Source organism: Citrobacter sp. Cpo037, from assembly GCF_030332945.1.
In the GTDB taxonomy this organism is placed as follows: domain Bacteria; phylum Pseudomonadota; class Gammaproteobacteria; order Enterobacterales; family Enterobacteriaceae; genus Citrobacter; species Citrobacter portucalensis.
The window spans coordinates 1-17,746 of sequence record NZ_JAOWGW010000025.1 but is presented as its reverse complement, the minus strand read 5'-3'; the positions used below and the strand labels follow the sequence as shown (position 1 = coordinate 17,746).

Annotated in this window: 17 protein-coding genes; 7 read left to right on the top strand and 10 right to left on the bottom strand. The window is 50.2% G+C overall.

Translation table 11 applies throughout. The features are described 5' to 3' along the window. Positions 1-77: 77 nt before the first annotated feature. On the bottom strand, positions 78-1,385 hold the full coding sequence (gene rimO / locus OGX94_RS01735) for a 30S ribosomal protein S12 methylthiotransferase RimO (protein ID WP_003831616.1): 1,308 nt from the start codon (positions 1,383-1,385) through the stop codon (positions 78-80). Positions 1,386-1,616: 231 nt separating this feature from the next. Between rimO and OGX94_RS01730 the strand changes: the two genes are divergently transcribed. Continuing rightward, entirely contained in the window at positions 1,617-1,802 is a 186-nt protein-coding gene (locus OGX94_RS01730; RefSeq protein ID WP_223240755.1) for a glycine cleavage system protein T, read from the top strand. 51 nt (positions 1,803-1,853) lie between these two features. Next, positions 1,854-4,304, top strand: a complete 2,451-nt coding sequence (gene glgP, locus OGX94_RS01725; protein WP_286568559.1) for a glycogen phosphorylase — start codon at positions 1,854-1,856, stop codon at positions 4,302-4,304. Positions 4,305-4,339: 35 nt separating this feature from the next. Here glgP and OGX94_RS01720 read toward each other — a convergent pair whose 3' ends face one another. Continuing rightward, positions 4,340-5,263, bottom strand: coding sequence for a LysR family transcriptional regulator (locus OGX94_RS01720; RefSeq protein ID WP_063940643.1), 924 nt, complete (start codon positions 5,261-5,263; stop codon positions 4,340-4,342). Between the two features lie 220 nt (positions 5,264-5,483). On the opposite strand from OGX94_RS01720, the gene bssR reads away from it, so the two are divergent. Together bssR and OGX94_RS01710 are read left to right on the top strand one after the other, a co-directional pair. Continuing rightward, positions 5,484-5,867: a biofilm formation regulator BssR gene (gene bssR / locus OGX94_RS01715; protein WP_286568557.1), complete on the top strand. Its 384-nt coding sequence runs from the start codon at positions 5,484-5,486 to the stop codon at positions 5,865-5,867. Between the two features lie 102 nt (positions 5,868-5,969). Then, complete coding sequence (locus OGX94_RS01710; RefSeq protein ID WP_286568555.1) at positions 5,970-7,067, top strand: PQQ-dependent sugar dehydrogenase; 1,098 nt, start codon at positions 5,970-5,972, stop codon at positions 7,065-7,067. A 5-nt stretch (positions 7,068-7,072) separates the two neighbouring features. On the opposite strand, the gene OGX94_RS01705 is transcribed toward OGX94_RS01710, so the two are convergent. Then, entirely contained in the window at positions 7,073-7,699 is a 627-nt protein-coding gene (locus tag OGX94_RS01705; RefSeq protein ID WP_003831628.1) for a glutathione S-transferase family protein, read from the bottom strand. A gap of 328 nt (positions 7,700-8,027) precedes the next feature. On the opposite strand from OGX94_RS01705, the gene dacC reads away from it, so the two are divergent. After that, entirely contained in the window at positions 8,028-9,230 is a 1,203-nt protein-coding gene (gene dacC, locus OGX94_RS01700; RefSeq protein ID WP_200921611.1) for a serine-type D-Ala-D-Ala carboxypeptidase, read from the top strand. Positions 9,231-9,275: 45 nt separating this feature from the next. Here the strand turns inward: dacC and deoR are convergent, their stop codons facing one another. Then, complete coding sequence (gene deoR / locus OGX94_RS01695; RefSeq protein ID WP_003831632.1) at positions 9,276-10,034, bottom strand: DNA-binding transcriptional repressor DeoR; 759 nt, start codon at positions 10,032-10,034, stop codon at positions 9,276-9,278. A 64-nt stretch (positions 10,035-10,098) separates the two neighbouring features. After that, positions 10,099-10,707 carry an undecaprenyl-diphosphate phosphatase gene (ybjG, locus tag OGX94_RS01690; RefSeq protein ID WP_003831635.1) on the bottom strand — a complete coding sequence of 203 codons (609 nt, stop codon included), beginning with the start codon at positions 10,705-10,707 and terminating at the stop codon, positions 10,099-10,101. A gap of 298 nt (positions 10,708-11,005) precedes the next feature. Between ybjG and OGX94_RS01685 the strand changes: the two genes are divergently transcribed. Then, positions 11,006-12,238, top strand: a complete 1,233-nt coding sequence (locus OGX94_RS01685) for an MFS transporter (protein ID WP_218667530.1) — start codon at positions 11,006-11,008, stop codon at positions 12,236-12,238. Between the two features lie 217 nt (positions 12,239-12,455). Here the strand turns inward: OGX94_RS01685 and OGX94_RS01680 are convergent, their stop codons facing one another. The 3 genes from OGX94_RS01680 to OGX94_RS01670 form a co-directional block, all read right to left on the bottom strand. Continuing rightward, complete coding sequence (locus tag OGX94_RS01680) at positions 12,456-12,737, bottom strand: hypothetical protein (protein WP_003831642.1); 282 nt, start codon at positions 12,735-12,737, stop codon at positions 12,456-12,458. A gap of 107 nt (positions 12,738-12,844) precedes the next feature. Further along, a complete protein-coding gene (locus tag OGX94_RS01675; RefSeq protein ID WP_257661529.1) occupies positions 12,845-13,660 on the bottom strand; it encodes a Cof-type HAD-IIB family hydrolase in 816 nt (271 codons plus the stop codon). Further along, positions 13,660-14,868: an MFS transporter gene (locus OGX94_RS01670; protein ID WP_032934393.1), complete on the bottom strand. Its 1,209-nt coding sequence runs from the start codon at positions 14,866-14,868 to the stop codon at positions 13,660-13,662. Before OGX94_RS01670 ends, OGX94_RS01675 begins: the two co-directional genes overlap by 1 nt. A gap of 85 nt (positions 14,869-14,953) precedes the next feature. On the opposite strand from OGX94_RS01670, the gene OGX94_RS01665 reads away from it, so the two are divergent. After that, positions 14,954-15,514 (top strand): TetR/AcrR family transcriptional regulator, encoded by a 561-nt coding sequence (locus tag OGX94_RS01665; RefSeq protein ID WP_286568551.1) that lies wholly within the window; start codon positions 14,954-14,956, stop codon positions 15,512-15,514. Here OGX94_RS01665 and OGX94_RS01660 read toward each other — a convergent pair. Beyond that, positions 15,501-16,298, bottom strand: a complete 798-nt coding sequence (locus OGX94_RS01660) for an SDR family NAD(P)-dependent oxidoreductase (RefSeq protein WP_063940640.1) — start codon at positions 16,296-16,298, stop codon at positions 15,501-15,503. The genes OGX94_RS01665 and OGX94_RS01660 overlap by 14 nt on opposite strands. Before the next feature lie 200 nt (positions 16,299-16,498). Beyond that, positions 16,499-17,551 (bottom strand): phage integrase, encoded by a 1,053-nt coding sequence (locus OGX94_RS01655; RefSeq protein WP_286568549.1) that lies wholly within the window; start codon positions 17,549-17,551, stop codon positions 16,499-16,501. Positions 17,552-17,746: the final 195 nt, after the last annotated feature.

The following is a 17,746-nucleotide window of genomic DNA, read 5'->3' as shown; positions in this document are numbered from 1 at the left end:
AGACGCTTCAGCGTCGCCATCAGGCATTGCCTGATGCGGCATAAATGCCTTATCCGGCCTACGTTGGGTTACGCTAATTAAACGCGGGTGCCCCACAGATCGTATTCATCTGCGTTTTCGACCTTCACGCGGATGATATCGCCAGGTTTCACCTTGGTTTCACCATTCAGGTATACCGCGCCGTCGATTTCTGGAGCATCAGCCATGCTACGACCAATTGCGCCTTCTTCGTCAACTTCATCAACGATAACCAGAATCTCGCGGCCCACTTTCTCCTGCAAACGTTCAGCAGAGATCTGCTGCTGCAATTGCATAAAGCGGTTCCAGCGTTCTTCTTTCACCTCTTCCGGGATTTGATCCGGCAGGTCATTAGCGCCAGCGCCTTCTACCGGGCTGTATTTAAAGCAGCCCACGCGATCCAGACGCGCTTCCTTCAGGAAGTCGAGCAACATCTGGAAGTCTTCTTCCGTTTCACCCGGGAAACCAACAATGAAGGTGGAGCGCAGCGTCAGTTCAGGGCAGATTTCACGCCACTGCTTGATGCGCGCCAACTGTCTGTCCACGGAGCCCGGGCGTTTCATCAGTTTAAGAATACGCGGGCTGGCATGCTGTAACGGGATGTCCAGATACGGCAGGATTTTGCCTTCCGCCATCAGCGGGATCACATCATCAACGTGCGGGTAAGGGTAGACGTAATGGAGGCGCGTCCAGATCCCCAGTTTTGATAACTGTTCGCACAGATCAACCATGCTGGTTTTGACCGGCTCGCCGTTATGGAAACCGGTACGATGCTTCACATCTACACCGTAAGCAGAGGTATCCTGGGAGATTACCAGAATCTCTTTCACGCCCGCATCGACCAGACGCTTGGCTTCGCTGAGGACGTCGCCAATCGGACGGCTCACCAGATCGCCGCGCATGGATGGAATAATGCAGAACGTGCAGCGGTGGTTACAGCCCTCGGAAATCTTCAGATAGGCGTAATGGCGAGGAGTCAGCTTAACGCCCTGCTCTGGAACCAGGCTCTGGAACGGGTTGTGTTTTGGTTTTGGCACATAGTGGTGAACGTGCTCCAGAACCTGTTCATAGCTATGCGGCCCGGTGATTTCCAGTACCTTCGGGTGGACTTCACGGATCTGATCGACTTTCGCGCCCAGACAGCCGGTGACAATCACCTTACCGTTCTCATTCAGCGCTTCGCCAATTGCTTCCAGGGACTCCTGAACCGCACTGTCGATAAAGCCGCAGGTATTAACGATAACCATATCCGCGTCGTCGTAGCTTGGCACAACATCATAGCCTTCGGTACGAAGTTCGGTCAGGATGCGCTCAGAATCGACGAGGTTTTTCGGACAACCTAGTGATATAAAACCAATTTTTGCCATTTTCTTATACTGTACATTGCTCGTAATCGGGGGATTATACAGATGCCTTCACGGTACATCTATATCTGATCAGCATAAGACGGAGAGAATAAAGAGCGATACCTATAAAGAGTAGATCGGTCAGTGAAAGGTGTTTAGTGAGTCTAATTCCGGCTTTAAGTGCCGCTTCTTGGCTATAGACACTCATTATCGTAAATTTTATCTCGTCGAGCGTTACTAATGAGGTTTAATTTGAAAGATATTGTTTTGAAGTCGAAACTTGAAATGGCTAAAACTCTTTATGCTAATGGTGTGAGTTTATATTATATTTCACTTGCCACAGGCTTAAGTTGGCGTGTATTAATGACAGAATTAACGTTCATCGCCAGTCATGAAAATATTCGACAAAAAGCTAACGCTCACGTACCCAAACTTTAAATAATTCACCTGTCTATTACCATCCTACAAAATTTGAAAGGTAACGTTAATATGTATATTTCGCCACTTCCGGTCGCCACGGACTCTGATGTTGATAAACTTAGAGATGATATTGCTAATAAACTTTTATTCACTATTGGCAAAGATCCCGCAATCGCCACGAAACGGGAGTGGCTTAATGCGACGTTATATGCGGTACGCGATCGGATGGTCGAGTGCTGGCACCGTTCTAATCGGGCGCAATTCTCTCAGGATGCGCGCCAGGTATATTATCTGTCGATGGAATTTTTAATTGGTCGTACGCTATCCAATGCATTGCTCTCTTTAGGTATTTATGACGAAGTCAGAAGCGCGCTGGAGGCAATGGGGCTTGAACTGGAAGAACTGATTGATGAAGAAAACGATCCCGGGTTAGGTAATGGTGGTCTCGGTCGTCTGGCGGCCTGCTTCCTTGATTCACTGGCGACGCTTGGGTTGCCGGGATGTGGATACGGTATTCGTTATAACTACGGTATGTTCAAACAAAATATCGTTAACGGTGTACAAAAAGAGTCGCTGGATTATTGGCTGGAATACGGTAATCCCTGGGAGTTCAAACGTCATAATACGCATTATAAAGTACGTTTTGGCGGGCGTGTTCAACAGGAGGGGAATAAAACCCGCTGGCTTGAAACTGAGGATATTCTGGCCGTGGCGCATGATCAAATTATTCCAGGTTATGCGACGGACACGACTAATACGTTACGCTTGTGGAACGTGCAGGTGAATAGCGAAGTTAATGCGGGCAAACTGAATCAGCAGGCCGACTTTGCTACTGAAGTGGAAAACAAATACCACTTCGATCGTATCTCGCGGGTTTTGTACCCGGATGATTCCACCGATGCGGGGCGTGAATTGCGTTTACGCCAGGCCTATTTCCTGGCCTCGGCGACGATTCAGGATATTCTGAGTCGTCATTATCAGTTGCACAAAACATACGACAATCTGGCCGATAAAATTGCGATTCACCTTAATGATACGCATCCTGTACTGGCGATCCCTGAGTTGATGCGTTTATTGATTGATCATCATCAGTTTAGTTGGGATAACGCGTTTGACGTGACCTGTCAGATTTTTTCTTATACCAACCATACGTTGATGAGTGAGGCGCTGGAGACCTGGCCAGTAGAAATGCTAAGTCGAATTTTGCCGCGCCATTTGCAGATTATTTTTGAGATTAACGATCGTTTTATGAAGACCTTACAGGAACGTTATCGTAATGACAGCGATCTACTGAAACGTGTGTCGTTAATTGATGAATCCAATGGTCGCGTCGTTCGTATGGCCTGGCTGGCAGTAGTTGTCAGTCATAAGGTTAACGGCGTGTCGGCATTGCATTCAAAACTGATGACCGAATCACTGTTTGCAGATTTTGCGAATATTTTTCCCCTGCGTTTCACCAACGTAACCAATGGTGTGACTGCGCGTCGTTGGCTGGCGCTGGCGAATCCACCGCTTGCCAAAGTGCTGGACGAAAATATCGGTGACAGCTGGCGGACTAAATTAATGCAGTTGGGCGAGCTGAAGCAGTTTATAGATTATCCGTCGGTGAATGAGGCTGTGCATCGTGCGAAACGTGAAAATAAGCAGCGGCTGACGCACCATATTGCCACTCACTACGGCGTGGTGGTGAATCCTGATGCGCTGTTTGATGTGCAGGTGAAACGCATCCACGAGTACAAGCGGCAACTCATGAATGTGCTCCACGTTATTACACGTTATAACCGGATCAAAGCCGCGCCGGATGCCAACTGGGTACCGCGAGTGAATATCTTTGCCGGAAAAGCAGCCTCCTCTTATCACATGGCAAAACAAATTATTCGCTTGATTAACGATGTGGCGCAGTTAGTCAATAACGATCCGCAGATTGGCGGCAAACTGAAAGTAGTATTTATTCCGGATTACAGCGTCAGTCTTGCTCAGCTAATTATTCCGGCAGCCGATCTGTCAGAGCAAATTTCCCTGGCCGGGACGGAAGCCTCCGGGACCAGTAATATGAAATTCGGTATGAATGGTGCGCTGACTATCGGTACGCTCGACGGTGCGAATATCGAAATGCGCGAATACGTTGGGGAAGATAACATCTTTATCTTTGGCAATACGGCGAATCAGGTTGAAACTCTGCGACGTGATGGCTATGACCCGAGGCACATCTTTGAAAAGGATGAGGAACTTCATCAGGTGCTGACGCAAATCGGTACGGGGGTGTTCAGTCCGCAGGAGCCAGGGCGTTATAGAGAGGTGTTGGATTCATTGATTAACTTCGGCGACTACTATCAGGTGTTGGGCGATTATCGCAGCTATGTAGATTGCCAGGATTCGGTGGACGAGTTGTATCGTACTCCCCGGGAGTGGACGACAAAAACCATGCACAATATTGCTAACATGGGGTATTTCTCGTCGGACAGAACGGTTCAGGAATATGCCGACCATATCTGGCGCATAGCAAAAATTCGCGTGTAATCAGTTTTTCTAACGCTCAGCCTCTCTAGTTTTCATCACAGGGAGGCTGTTTGCAAATCAGCCAGAATAGGTGAGAGAATTTTGTGGGTATTGCTTTCTTTGCGCGATGAGGCAAACACGCTAAATTGTGGCAAGGGAAACGGAGTGTTTATTTTTTTTAGTCCATACAGCTGAGCGTGTGTTTCAAATACCTTTTCCGGGATCACCCCTAAACAATGGGTATTGGACACAATCGTCAGAATCGCCGTAAACGATGAGGTAAGCAGGCAGCGTTCTCCGGTTCTGAATTTTTTATCCACAATACTACGATGATAAATGATTTTCTCATTCTTAGTATTGTAACCGACCAGGTTAGCGTTTCTGAATTGCGCTTCACTGATGGTGTTACCATATAAAGAATTATTCTGCGAGGCCGCCAGCACCAGGCGCATATCGCATATTTTCTGGCATGAAAGACTTGCTGACTCTACAGAAAAGGTAGAAAAAACGACATCTGCCTGACGCATATTCAGCAGTTCAATAATACTCTGTTCATTCAGGTCGGCGGTAAGGTGCAGGAGGCTGATATCGGCGTCAGTCTCGATTATTCTGGCGGTGACATCTGGAATAACGATAGGGGAAATAAAAGATTCCGTATAAAGCGTTAACCTTTTCTTGGCGGCAGGCGTGGAAAGCGGCATCAGCGTTGACAGCTTATCGATAATTGGGATTGTATTATCATACAGTTCATCAGAATAGACCGTCGGTAACAGTGCATTCCCGCTACGGACAAAAAGATTATCACCCATCATTTCGCGCAGTTTTCTTAATGACTGGCTGACGGCGGAAGGTGATATGTTCAGCATGTCAGCAACTCTGGAAATGCTACCCACGCTATAGATCAAACAGAAAATGGTCAGCAGATTGAGATCTATTTTTGATAGTGTGCGTATTTTTTCTGCATCATTTGCTTTCGACATAGACCCCTCATCATCAACACCATGGCAGTAACCACATCAGGTATAGCAAAAAAAGTCAGGCGAGTCAGACACTGGGCGCCTTCGATAAGCGTACAGAATGAAGTTGTAACATTGTAAATTATGTTAATCAATTGGGCTTTATTGATGTAGGACATCTATTTGTTCAAAAAACAACCATACTATTAAGTTGCACCATAGTTGGAAAGAGGAGGAACAAAGTATGGTTGTTGACAGACTGAGAACCGATCTTCTCAACAAATTGATAAACGCCCGTATCGAACTTGCCGCTTATCTGCAGTTGAGAAAAGCGAAAGGCTACATGTCAGTTAGCGAGAGCGATTGCCTGCGTGATGTTTTTTTTGCACTGAATCGCGAATTGCACGAACAATCACAGCTTCACGGTATGCATCTTGATCAGGAAGAGTGGAATGCCCTTCATCGTGCTGAAGGGGCGTTAGCCGCCGCCGCTGTTTGTCTTATGAGTGGACATCACGATTGTCCAACGTTTATCGCCGTTAACGCAGAGAAACTGGAAAACTGCCTGACAACGCTGACGCTAAGTATCCAGAGTTTGCAATCTTACCCAACGCTGGAACACGTCTGAATCAGGGGGAGGGCGCTCCCCCTTTTCGTTAAGCTTATGTAAATGTGGCAGGATAATTCCCCTTGCTGGCTACGCTTTATGCAGAGCTATTCAGGAGGTGTTATGCGTCGACTCTTTCTCTGTGCTGCCTCATTCGCGCTACTTTCCACTTATGCCGCCGCGGTAAAAGTGGAAGTGCTGCAAACTAAACTCGATCACCCATGGTCACTGGCTTTTTTACCCGATAACCGCGGTATGCTCATTACGCTCAAAGGTGGACAGCTTCGACTCTGGCAGCCTGATAAAGGGCTTTCCGACCCGCTGACCGGCGTACCAAAAGTCTGGGCGAATGGTCAGGGAGGACTGCTTGATATGGCGTTAGCACCGGATTTTGTACAATCTCGCCGGGTATGGCTAAGCTTCGCTGAAGCCGACCGCGAAGGCAAAGCGGGCACCGCGGTAGGCTACGGGCGATTGAGTGACGATCTCAAACATCTGCAAGGATTTCAGACCGTTTTTCGCCAACAGCCAAAGCTTTCCACCGGGAACCATTTTGGTGGACGTCTGGTATTTGATGGTAATGGTTATCTGTTTATTGGCCTGGGAGAGAATAATCAACGCGCTACCGCCCAGGACCTGGATAAATTGCAGGGTAAATTAGTCAGACTGACCGACGAGGGCAAAATTCCGCCGGATAATCCGTTTGTGAACAAGGCGGGAGCGCGGGCAGAGATTTGGTCGTATGGCATCCGCAACCCGCAGGGGATGGCGATGAATCCGTGGAGTGATGTGCTGTGGCTCAATGAGCATGGTCCACGCGGAGGCGATGAGATTAATATCCCCCAGAAAGGGAAAAACTACGGCTGGCCTATCGCGACCTGGGGGGTTAACTACAGTGGTTTGAAAATTCCCGAAGCAAAAGGTCAAATTGTTGCTGGCACGGAACAACCCATCTTTTACTGGGAAAAGTCGCCGGCGGTTAGTGGAATGGCTTTTTACAATAGCGGTACCTTCCCGCAGTGGCGGCAAAAGTTGTTCATCGGCGCGTTGAAAGATAAAGAAGTGATCGTGCTGAGCGTTAAAGGGAATACGGTGACTGAGGATGGTCGTCTGTTGCAGGAAAGGGGGCAGCGGATCCGTGATGTGCGCGTCGGACCAGACGGTTATTTGTACGTGCTAACCGACGAGTCCGACGGGGAATTACTGAAAGTGAGTCCCTGATTTGGTTAGCTGACCGGGATCATCACGATTTTTTGAAACGCCGGGCGCTCGGTCAGTTGTTGATACCAGCGTTCCAGATGCGGGCGCGGGGTCCAGCTCAGGCCAACGTTGAACAGGTTATAGATGAACGGTGCCACAGCGATATCCGCGGTGCCAAATTCAGCCCCGGAGAACCATGGCTGGTCTGCCAGCGCGTTATCCAGAATGGCAAACAGGTTATCGCAAACTTGCTTACTTGCCTCAATGGCCGCCATATCGCGCTGATCGGCAGGTGTTCTGACCAAACCAAATAAGATAACCCGATGCGCAGGGCTTAGCGTCTGATTTGCCCAGTCCATCCATTTTTCACCGACGGCGCGCGCGGCCGGGGCGTCAATCCACAAACGTTTTTGTCCGTACTGAGCGGCCAGATAGCGGACAATGGTATTGGATTCCCACAGAACAACGTCCGTTTCATCATCGCGTAGTAGCGGGACCAGTCCGTTCGGGTTCAGTGCCAGATAGTCGGCATCGCGGTTACCGCCATGCTGCCCGCCCGCCAGAATTTGGTTATATGGCAGTTCCAGTTCCTCGAGCGTCCACAATACTTTTTTTACGTTGGTCGAGTTATTGCGACCCCACAGTGTAATCATAGTAACCCCGCAAATTAATTGAGCAGCTTTATGGCTGCAGATGCCATCTGACTAGCTCACATGGTGGGGTAAACCTAATATTTACGCAACAAAGTCTAAAAAAATCGTGCCAGGAGCAGCGCAGCGCGGCGTTATTGCATAAACTTTAAAAACTTTACCAACTTACGGTTTCTTTAAGCTCGTTAGTGCGTTATTACTCACCGCACTTATTTTACACGTCATCCATCAGACTTTTTCTGCATGGGGTGGTCGAGGTCGCTTGGCCGGTTTTGTGTAAACACGGTGTGGTATGACGTGGTTTTTTGGAATGGATACTCGGGTGGCATTTATGACGCAATACTTCTCTTCACTTCGCAGCTTTGCTGCAGGTTCTGCACTCTTAATCCTTTTGGCGCCGACCGTACAGGCGGCGGAGCAACCGACGGCCCCGCCGAGCGTGGACGCGCGTGCGTGGATTCTGATGGATTACGCCAGTGGTAAGGTGCTGGCGGAAGGTAATGCTGATGAGAAACTGGATCCTGCCAGTCTGACCAAAATCATGACCAGCTATGTGGTTGGGCAGGCGCTGAAGGCCGGAAAAATTAACCTCAACGACATGGTCACCGTGGGCAAAGACGCCTGGGCGACCGGTAATCCAGCCCTGCGCGGTTCGTCGGTCATGTTCCTCAAGCCCGGCGATCAGGTTGCGGTGTCCGATCTGAATAAAGGCGTTATCATTCAGTCAGGTAACGATGCCTGTATTGCACTCGCTGATTACGTTGCTGGCAGCCAGGAATCCTTTATTGGTCTGATGAACGGCTATGCGAAAAAACTGGGGCTGACTAACACGACTTTCCAGACGGTGCACGGCCTGGATGCGGCAGGACAGTTCAGTACCGCACGTGATATGGCGCTGCTCGGGAAGGCGTTAATCCACGATGTGCCGGAAGAGTACGCTATTCACAAAGAGAAAGAATTTACCTTCAATAAAATACGTCAACCGAACCGCAACCGTCTGTTGTGGAGCACCAACCTGAACGTGGATGGTATGAAAACCGGGACCACTGCCGGGGCGGGATACAACCTGGTGGCCTCCGCGACACAGGGCGATATGCGCCTGATCTCCGTGGTGCTGGGAGCAAAAACCGACCGCATTCGTTTTAATGAGTCAGAAAAGCTGCTGACCTGGGGCTTCCGCTTCTTTGAAACCGTTACGCCGATCAAGCCGGATGCGACTTTCGTGACCCAGCGCGTCTGGTTTGGCGATAAGAGTGAAGTGAATTTGGGCGCCGGAGAAGGGGGGGCTGTGACCATCCCGCGTGGCCAGCTCAAAAACCTGAAGGCCAGCTTTACCCTGACTGAACCACAGCTAACAGCACCGCTGAAGAAAGGTCAGGTTGTGGGCACTATCGACTTCCAGTTGAACGGAAAATCCATTGAGCAGCGTCCGTTGATGGTGATGGAAGATGTGGAAGAGGGTGGTTTCTTTAGCCGCATGTGGGACTTTGTGATGATGAAATTCCACCAGTGGTTTGGTGGTTGGTTCTCTTAATCTTATCTATTGCCGGATGGCGCAATCGCCGTCCGGCAGTATCTGTTAGTACTTCAGCGTGATACGTTGCGCTTTAGCGTACTCAACAAACGCATCGTCAGGGCGGTTATCACTGATGATGGTATCAAAGCGTTTTAATTCCCCCATCCTTGCAGGTCGCACCTTACCAAACTTGCTGTGATCGACCACCAAAACGTGATGCTGCGCCATCGACATTGCCCAGTGCTTCACCGGCAGTTCTTCCAGATTAAAGCAGGTCGCGCCTTTTTCGATGTGAACACCTGCTGCGGAATAAAAGGCGATATCCGGACAGAGGTTGTTCAGCGTTTCCTGGAAATCGAGCGGTTTAAAAATCGCGTTACTGGCATGGAATTCACCACCACACAGAATGACGCGGCACTGCGGTTTTTCCTGCAGTACCAGAAACGTATTCAACGAGTAGCAGATTGCGGTGAAGGGCAGTTCATTGTCGATCGCTTCAATGATCCACGGCGTGGTCGTACCGCAATCGAAAAAGATGGTCTGATGCGCCTGCACGAGACTCGCCGCCTGCTGGGCAGCGCGACGCTTTTCATCAACCAGACGGGATTTTTGATCGCTGATTAAATAGTGGTTAGCGCTGCGGGGTTCCAGAACAATATAGCCCCCGAGCAGCACGACGGGAGCATCATGATTATTCAGGTCGCGACGAATGGTCATCTCAGATACGCCCAGCAACGTCGCGGCTTCTTTGAGGTGTAATTTATCGCTGCGTTTCAGCGCCTGCAGTAATTGACCAATACGCTCGTCGCGTCGAGTTTCCATAGTTCCCCTGGAGAATAGATTAAGTGCTCAGTTTCGCGCTTAATACTACTCTTTTTACCGCGGGTTAGTCACGTACCCAACCTTTACGGATGGGGAGAGCGAAGCAGGTGCGATAGCACGTCTGCAAGCCGAGGTACAAGGTTGTGCCGAACCGTTGCCAGATCATCTGGGCGCTCAGGCAACCGATCAACCCGGCCAGTAATCCGCCCAGCATATCCAGCGGCCAGTGAACGCCAAGGTAAACACGTGACCAGGCAATCGCCACGGCGACAACCATCAGCAGAGCACCCGTCCACAAGCGATGCCAGAACAGAAAGGCCAGAGCAAAGGTAAAGATAACCGTACCGTGGTCGCTCGGGAAAGAGTCATCTGCCGCATGGTGCAGGAAGTTATAGCCGATGTGGTTAACGAACGGACGATCGTGGGGGAAAAGATGCCCCATCAGCCAGGAAATCGTCAGACCGACTACTAACGCAATGGCCATTTTGATGACCAACTGGCGCTGGAGCGTAACCTGACCACGAGGTCCCCAAAGCCAGAGCACAACGGCTAACAGCGGCACAATGCTGATCAGATCTTTGGCAATGAAAATGGCGAGCGAAATTGCCCATTGCGCAGAGTCGGGTGTTGCATTGATCAAGTAAAAAAGAGAATTGTTCAGATTTTCCAGCATAACGTCCAGACTCAGTGTAATCGTTAAAAAGGCCCATAGGGGGAAGAGCATAAAATTGCTTTCACGGGATAAAAAGCGGTCTTGTCTTATTTGCCTGTTAAATGACGATTTTTAAGACAATTTATGAGGCTTATTGAGCATGATAGCGGTCTCAACTTAAATTAACCTTAAAGCAAAATGTTCTTGAGCAAATGAGTGTAAAAATGTGCGCATTTTGCTTTCAAATCACATAATTCACTATCACCAGTACGGCGCATTTATTACACTTTGCGCGATTTTTCTATAGTTAAGAGATTGCATGCAGAACCGTTTATCTTCAGGCGTCCGTTTGGGGCGTCAGGCATTACTTTTCCCGCTCTGTCTGGTGCTTTACGAATTCTCCACTTATATCGGCAACGATATGATCCAGCCCGGAATGTTGGCGGTGGTGGCGCAATATAACGCCGGATTAGATTGGGTACCTACGTCTATGACCGCCTATCTGGCAGGCGGCATGTTTTTGCAGTGGTTGTTAGGACCGCTGTCGGACCGTATTGGTCGTCGTCCGGTAATGTTAACCGGCGTGATCTGGTTCATCGTTACCTGCCTTGCAACCCTGCTTGCACAGAATATTGAGCAATTTACCTTCCTGCGTTTTTTGCAGGGGATAAGCCTGTGCTTTATTGGTGCGGTGGGTTACGCCGCCATTCAGGAATCTTTTGAAGAAGCGGTCTGCATAAAAATTACCGCGCTGATGGCAAACGTGGCGCTGATTGCGCCACTGCTGGGTCCGTTGGTAGGCGCAGCCTGGGTACATGTTCTGCCGTGGGAAGGGATGTTTATCCTGTTTGCTGCTCTGGCGGCCATCTCCTTTTTTGGTCTGCAACGCGCGATGCCGGAAACGGCAACCCGGCTTGGTGAAAAGCTGTCCATTAAAGAGTTGGGCAAGGATTATAAGCTGGTGCTGAGGAACGTGCGCTTCGTTGCAGGCGCACTGGCGTTGGGTTTTGTCAGCCTGCCGTTACTGGCGTGGATTGCGCAGTCCCCGATTATTATCATCAGCGGTGAACATCTCAGCAGCTACGAATATGGTCTGTTGCAGGTGCCGATTTTTGGCGCGTTGATTGCTGGTAACCTGATGCTGGCGCGTCTGACTTCGCGAAAAACCGTGCGTTCGCTAATTATCATGGGCGGCTGGCCAATCGCCGTTGGCCTGATTATTGCCGCTGCGGCCACGGTGGTGTCATCCCATGCATATCTATGGATGACGGCGGGTTTGAGTATCTATGCGTTTGGCATTGGCGTGGCGAATGCGGGGCTGGTGCGCCTGACGCTGTTTGCCAGCGAAATGAGTAAGGGTACCGTTTCTGCCGCAATGGGTATGCTGCAGATGCTGATTTTTACCGTTGGTATTGAGCTGAGTAAACACGCGTATCTGCTGGGAGGGAACGGCTTGTTCAGCTTGTTCAATCTGGCAAGCGGCGTACTGTGGCTGATTCTGATGGTTATCTTCCTGAAAGATAAACGGGTAGGGAATTCCCGGGAAGGTTAAGGACCGGATTTCCGCAATCCAGCGCAGATAAGCATAATGACGCCGATAAATTCATCATTATGTTGATAAGAGAATCACGCTGTAGGCCGGATAAGCGAAGCGCCATCCGGCGGCCTGTAGCAAATTACCGGATGGCGGCGTAAACGCCTTATCCGGCCTACCGCTCACCAAAGATCTTAACTGACCAGTATTACGGTTGTCCGGGCCTGGCGACAACTTAGTGGTGGTCGTCAATCTGATGTTCGATAACCATCCCTTCACCAACGCTTGCCACATGTCGCGCATAAGGATGTGCGCGATAGACAGGGGCCGGAGCAGGCGCTGGAGCAACATATACCGTTTGTGGTGCGGTCGTTACGCTGACCGCCTGGGGCACGCTGACGGAAGAGGGTACTACCACCACTTTATAACCGCTGGGGACATCAACGGTAACGCTTTGTGCAAATGTTGTCCCCGCAAAGCCCAGCAACAATGTCGCCATCAGTACACTTTTCTTCATGATCCGCTCGCCTGAAATATTCACTGGAAGTAATAATCCAGCGGGTTAATTTGAGGCGGATTATGAATAAATCATGCCATCATTTTGTTGCCGTCTGTGCTGAGCCGTTAATGCGTAAACGGTGCTTCATTCTTTAACACGCGGTCGATAATATCCAGAACGCCCTCTTCGTTGTTCGAGCCTGCGCGATATTTTGCCGCCTCGATCACCGGCTCATGGGCGTTGGCCATTGCAAAACTAAATCCTGCCTGACGCAGCATCTCAATATCATTTCCGCCATCGCCAAACACAACAACTTCATTGTCGTTAATATTCCAGCGTTGTTGCAGCAGGCGCAGACCGTTAGCCTTATGCACGCCGGGAATTATTAAGTCGATGCTGCCGTAGCCGGTATGAACCGGTACCATAATATCGCCAATCGCCTCGTGGAGATCGGCCTGTACCTGTGGAATTCGGTCGTCGGAAATATTCAGCCCGAACTTGAAGAAAACGTCGCTGAGGTTGTCAAAATTATCTACAAATTCAAGACGATGATAATACATGGCGGAAACGTTCTTATGCTCATCGCTGTACTGTTTCAATGTATAGGCGCTGTTTTTACCACAGGCAATAATGTCGATATCGGCGCGGGTCAGCAGATGCTCTACGATGGCATGGAAATCGTCTTTAGCCAGTTCGCCGTTAAAGACATCTTCTCCTTCACTGACCACCCAACCACCGTTTTCGGCGACAAATGAGATCTCATTGGCCAGTTCGGGGAAAAAGGAAATCAACTGATAATATTGGTTGCCGCTGGCGACCACAAAGCGGATCCTTTGTTCTTTCATCTGGTGGTATTGCGCCATAAAGCGCTCACGGTTATAGGTTTTTTGGTCGCTTAAAAATGTGCCGTCCATGTCAACTGCAATTAATTTGATACTCATTAGCTGTTCTCCATCACCGTAGTATTTTTGAGATCCGGTTTCGCTACCGCTTTCGCGACGACGGCGGCGACAAGCACCAGCGCCAGCACCACTAACATAGCGCTGCGCAGGCCATAGTGTTCACCCAGATAGCCCAGCAGCGGCGGTCCAACAAGGAACGCCAGGTAACCGGTGGTCGCCACAACGCTGACGCGGGTTGGGGCATCGGGACCGGTGTCGCTAGCAGCTGAAATGGTCAGCGGGAAGCCGAGCGATGCGCCGAGTCCCCACAGAATAACGGACACACCAGCCACCCAAGAGCTGTCGACAAAAATAATCAGGCTAATCCCGAGAGCGCCCATCAGTGCACTGGCGCGCACCACCGCAACGCGGCTGTAACGGTCGATGAACCAGCCACCGGTAAATCGCCCAACGGTCATACCCAGCGTAAAACCGGCATAAATCAGCGAGCCTGATGTCGGGCTAAATCCATGTCCGTCCACCATTAACAGTGGAAGCCAGTCGTTGGCGGAACCTTCAGCAAATGCCATCGCCAGCACTACAACGCCGATCAGCAATAGCTGGATATCACGATAAAAAGGCAGGCCTTTTTCACCGGAGTGAGAACCGTCAGCGGCATTTTTGCCCGTGCCGTCAGGAATAGCTTTGATGGCGATGAAAATAGGTGTGATAGCAACCATTGCAGCCAAAAGAATATGCGCGGTAGCCGGGACGCTGAAGGCGGTAAGCATCATTCCAACTCCAGCCCCTGCCAACGTTCCCAGGCTGTAAAAACCGTGCATCATCGGCAGCACGGTTTTGTTCATTTCACGCTCAACTGCCGCACCTTCGACGTTGATGGCAACTTCTGCCGCGCCAAAGCTGGCGCCAAATACGCCCAGGCCAAACGCGAAAAGCCATGCGGAATGCAGCCAGAGCGCTACGCTGAGGATCGCCATTCCGAGAACGGCACAAGACATGGTGGTGCGGATCACCTTACGCGTGCCAAATCGTTTCACCAGCCAGGCCGAACAAAGTATGCCACTCATCGAACCAATAGAGAGCCCAAACAACACCGCGCCCATTTCGGCAGTGGAGATGGAGAGGATATCTCTGATGGCAGGGGTACGCGTTGCCCAGGAGGCCATTAATAATCCTGGTAAAAAGAAGAACGTGAACAGCGCCCAGGTGCGACGTCTTAAGGCTTTGCGTGATGAGATGCCAGTCATGAATTCGGGCCAAAGAAAAGAGGGAAGGAGACAACATTAGCAAGACTGTGTACATTTGTACACAAATGCAATAAGAGGAAATGTAGTGCGACGTGCAAACGATCCGCAGCGGCGGGAAAAAATAGTTCAGGCGACTCTGGATGCAGTAATAGCCCATGGTATTCATGGGGTTACACACCGTAAAATCGCTATGATTGCCGAGGTGCCACTGGGTTCTATGACCTATTACTTTTCGGGAATTGATGAGCTTTTGATGGAGGCATTTGGCCGTTTTACTGACAGGATGATGCTGCAGTATCAGGACTTTTTTGCCGATGTTAAGGATGCGTCGCAGGCTTGCCATGCCATTACCGATATGATTTACGGCTCTCAGGTTACAACGCCTGATAATATGGAGCTCATGTATCAGCTGTATGCTTTTGCCAGCCGTAAACCAGCGTTGAAAACGGTGATGCAGAACTGGATGCTACGCAGCCAACAAATGCTGGAGCAGTGGTTTGACCCGGTTACGGCGCGGGCGCTGGATGCGTTTATTGAAGGAATGACGCTGCATTTTGTCACGGACAAAAAACCGCTGCAGCGAGAAGATATCTTGCTGATGGTGGAGCGTACCGCAGGGATACCCGCGACAGTCAGCTGTGCGTAGCGCCTCCGGTAATATTCACCACCGTCGCGGTCATGGCGCTGGCATGATCTGAAGAGAGAAAGGTCATGACCTCAGCGATTTGTGCAAGCGTAGGCAGGCGCGCGAGCATGGTACTTTGCGCCGCACCCCCTAACCATTGATCGACGGTTAAACCCATTGACTGTGCTTTAGCGGAGAAAATTTCTCCGGTATAGGAGCCAGCTGCAACAGCATCCACAATCGCATGCGAGCGCACGCCGACGACCCGGATATTTGCCGGTCCTACCTCGCTGGCGAGCGCTTTAATAAAAGCCTCTGTTCCTGCACAACCAACAATATGACCCAGATGACCAGGCATCGCCATCGGAGCCGCGGGGGCAACAACGCTGAGAATGACGCCCGCACGATTGCCGCCCATGTGCGGCGTTACGGCTTTAGCGATATTGAACTGCGCCGAGAGGAAAGGGGTGATGCCGCTCATAAACTCAGAGAGGGATAATGCGTCAAGGTGTTTGCCCTGTTCGTGCATAAATCCCGTTGCGTTAACCACCACATCTATTCCACCAGTTTGCTGCGCAAGGCGGGTAACTTCCTTCGATGCGTTGTGCTCGTCGAGTACATCGGTGATAAAGGTTTCGACTGTACCACCTGTCGTTCGGATAATACTGGCCGTCCGTTCAAGTTTTTCCTGGCTGCGAGCACCCAGACACACATGGGCTCCTTCGCGCGCCATGGCCTGCGCAACCGCACTACCAATAGCCCCGCTACCACCAAAAATTACTGCGACTTTGCCAGTAAGCAACATGACTAACCCCCATCCCCGATAAAGCACCGTTTTAAAGTATGTGCCATAACCGGCATGCTGCAAATTTGGGAGGAGTTTCAGAGGTGGAAGGCGATGAACGCAAATTTCAGGCAACAAAAAAACCATTTATGTCAATGGGTTAATGAAAACAAAGACTTGCAGGATAATCAATAAGTTAGTTTGGTGGTGAGAAGTGACGATTACGGGGTATTACCAACCGCTGTCGCCACTTTGTCGCCACTTGGCAGCGTAGCCAACGGGTTGAAGCGCAGGGCGGTTTCAAGATGGTCAGGGGCCAGGTGAGCGTAGCGCATGGTCATTTTAATGTCGTGATGACCCAGGATTTTCTGCAAGGCAAGGATGTTTCCACCTGACATCATAAAATGAGCAGCGAACGTGTGGCGCAAGACGTGGGTAAGCTGCCCGCGCGGCAGTACGATAGATGTCTTATCCATCACAGATAAAAACTGGAAATAGCAGTCGGTAAAGAACCTGAAGCCGTCCAGGGCAATGATTTCCTCATACAGCTCTTTACTGATCGGAATGCTGCGGTTCTTTTTACCTTTGGTCCTGACAAACGTGATTCGGTATTTAGTGACTTGGGAGCGTGTGAGATTTACAGCTTCGCGCCAGCGTGCTCCGGTACTCAGGCATATCTTAACGACCAGGGCGAGCAGGGGACTTTGGCGGTTGCAGTCGTACAAAAGCTCAGTAATTTGTTCATGCGTCAGCCAGGCCATCTCCTTTTCTGCGATGGTGAATTTGCGCATGTTCTCCAGCGGGTTCGGTGCTGTCCATTCACCTAGTCGGGCCAGCTCGCTAAAAACGCCGCTAAGGTAGCTTTGCTCAAGGTTGATAGTTACCGGGCTGGCACCTTTCTTCCATTTGTCGCTAAAGTAAATTTCACCCGTTAGGCGTTTATCACGGTAATGCGCGAACAATTTGGAACTGAGATCTGTCGCGAGGGGGTTTCCGAGAGCCTCGACCATCAAGAGCAGCTTGTCGTAAACATGCTCGCCAGCGGTAAGGGATTTGCCGTGCAGTTTAAACCAGAGTTCAACGACATCTTTCAACGTCCGACGGTCTACCGATTCACCCAGCCAGGGTTTCGCCTCCGTCTCATCCATAGTGTGACGTTCAAAAGCTAATGCTTCACCTTTGGTGGCGAACTGCTTACGCACACGCCGCCCGCTGCGCCCAGCGGGGTAGCATTCGCATATCCATTTACCTGTGTCGAGTTTTCGTACTGCCATAAAAAAGCCCTCATGTCTGATGGCTAAATTTAACTGTATGTTTGAACAGTGGTCAATGTTTGTTAAACACAAAACCAACATGTCTTGGGTAGCAACATTCTCAAAATTTGGGATCTTTTAGGGAAGGTGCGAATAAGCAGGTCATTTCTTCCCAAGCTGACTCGCTGATTAAAATTTCGCGGATCTGGGCCGATT

Bases quoted from the DNA above. Each gene is read 5' to 3' on its own strand.
- dacC (WP_200921611.1), top strand. From the start codon at position 8,028: ATGACGCAATACTTCTCTTCACTTCGCAGCTTTGCTGCAGGTTCTGCA.
- OGX94_RS01670 (WP_032934393.1), bottom strand. From the start codon at position 14,868: ATGACTGGCATCTCATCACGCAAAGCCTTAAGACGTCGCACCTGGGCG.
- OGX94_RS01675 (WP_257661529.1), bottom strand. From the start codon at position 13,660: ATGAGTATCAAATTAATTGCAGTTGACATGGACGGCACATTTTTAAGC.
- OGX94_RS01710 (WP_286568555.1), top strand. From the start codon at position 5,970: ATGCGTCGACTCTTTCTCTGTGCTGCCTCATTCGCGCTACTTTCCACT.
- bssR (WP_286568557.1), top strand. From the start codon at position 5,484: ATGGTTGTTGACAGACTGAGAACCGATCTTCTCAACAAATTGATAAAC.
- OGX94_RS01680 (WP_003831642.1), bottom strand. From the start codon at position 12,737: ATGAAGAAAAGTGTACTGATGGCGACATTGTTGCTGGGCTTTGCGGGG.
- deoR (WP_003831632.1), bottom strand. From the start codon at position 10,034: ATGGAAACTCGACGCGACGAGCGTATTGGTCAATTACTGCAGGCGCTG.
- glgP (WP_286568559.1), top strand. From the start codon at position 1,854: ATGTATATTTCGCCACTTCCGGTCGCCACGGACTCTGATGTTGATAAA.
- rimO (WP_003831616.1), bottom strand. From the start codon at position 1,385: ATGGCAAAAATTGGTTTTATATCACTAGGTTGTCCGAAAAACCTCGTC.
- OGX94_RS01655 (WP_286568549.1), bottom strand. From the start codon at position 17,551: ATGGCAGTACGAAAACTCGACACAGGTAAATGGATATGCGAATGCTAC.
- OGX94_RS01685 (WP_218667530.1), top strand. From the start codon at position 11,006: ATGCAGAACCGTTTATCTTCAGGCGTCCGTTTGGGGCGTCAGGCATTA.
- OGX94_RS01705 (WP_003831628.1), bottom strand. From the start codon at position 7,699: ATGATTACACTGTGGGGTCGCAATAACTCGACCAACGTAAAAAAAGTA.
- OGX94_RS01720 (WP_063940643.1), bottom strand. From the start codon at position 5,263: ATGTCGAAAGCAAATGATGCAGAAAAAATACGCACACTATCAAAAATA.
- ybjG (WP_003831635.1), bottom strand. From the start codon at position 10,707: ATGCTGGAAAATCTGAACAATTCTCTTTTTTACTTGATCAATGCAACA.
- OGX94_RS01660 (WP_063940640.1), bottom strand. From the start codon at position 16,298: ATGTTGCTTACTGGCAAAGTCGCAGTAATTTTTGGTGGTAGCGGGGCT.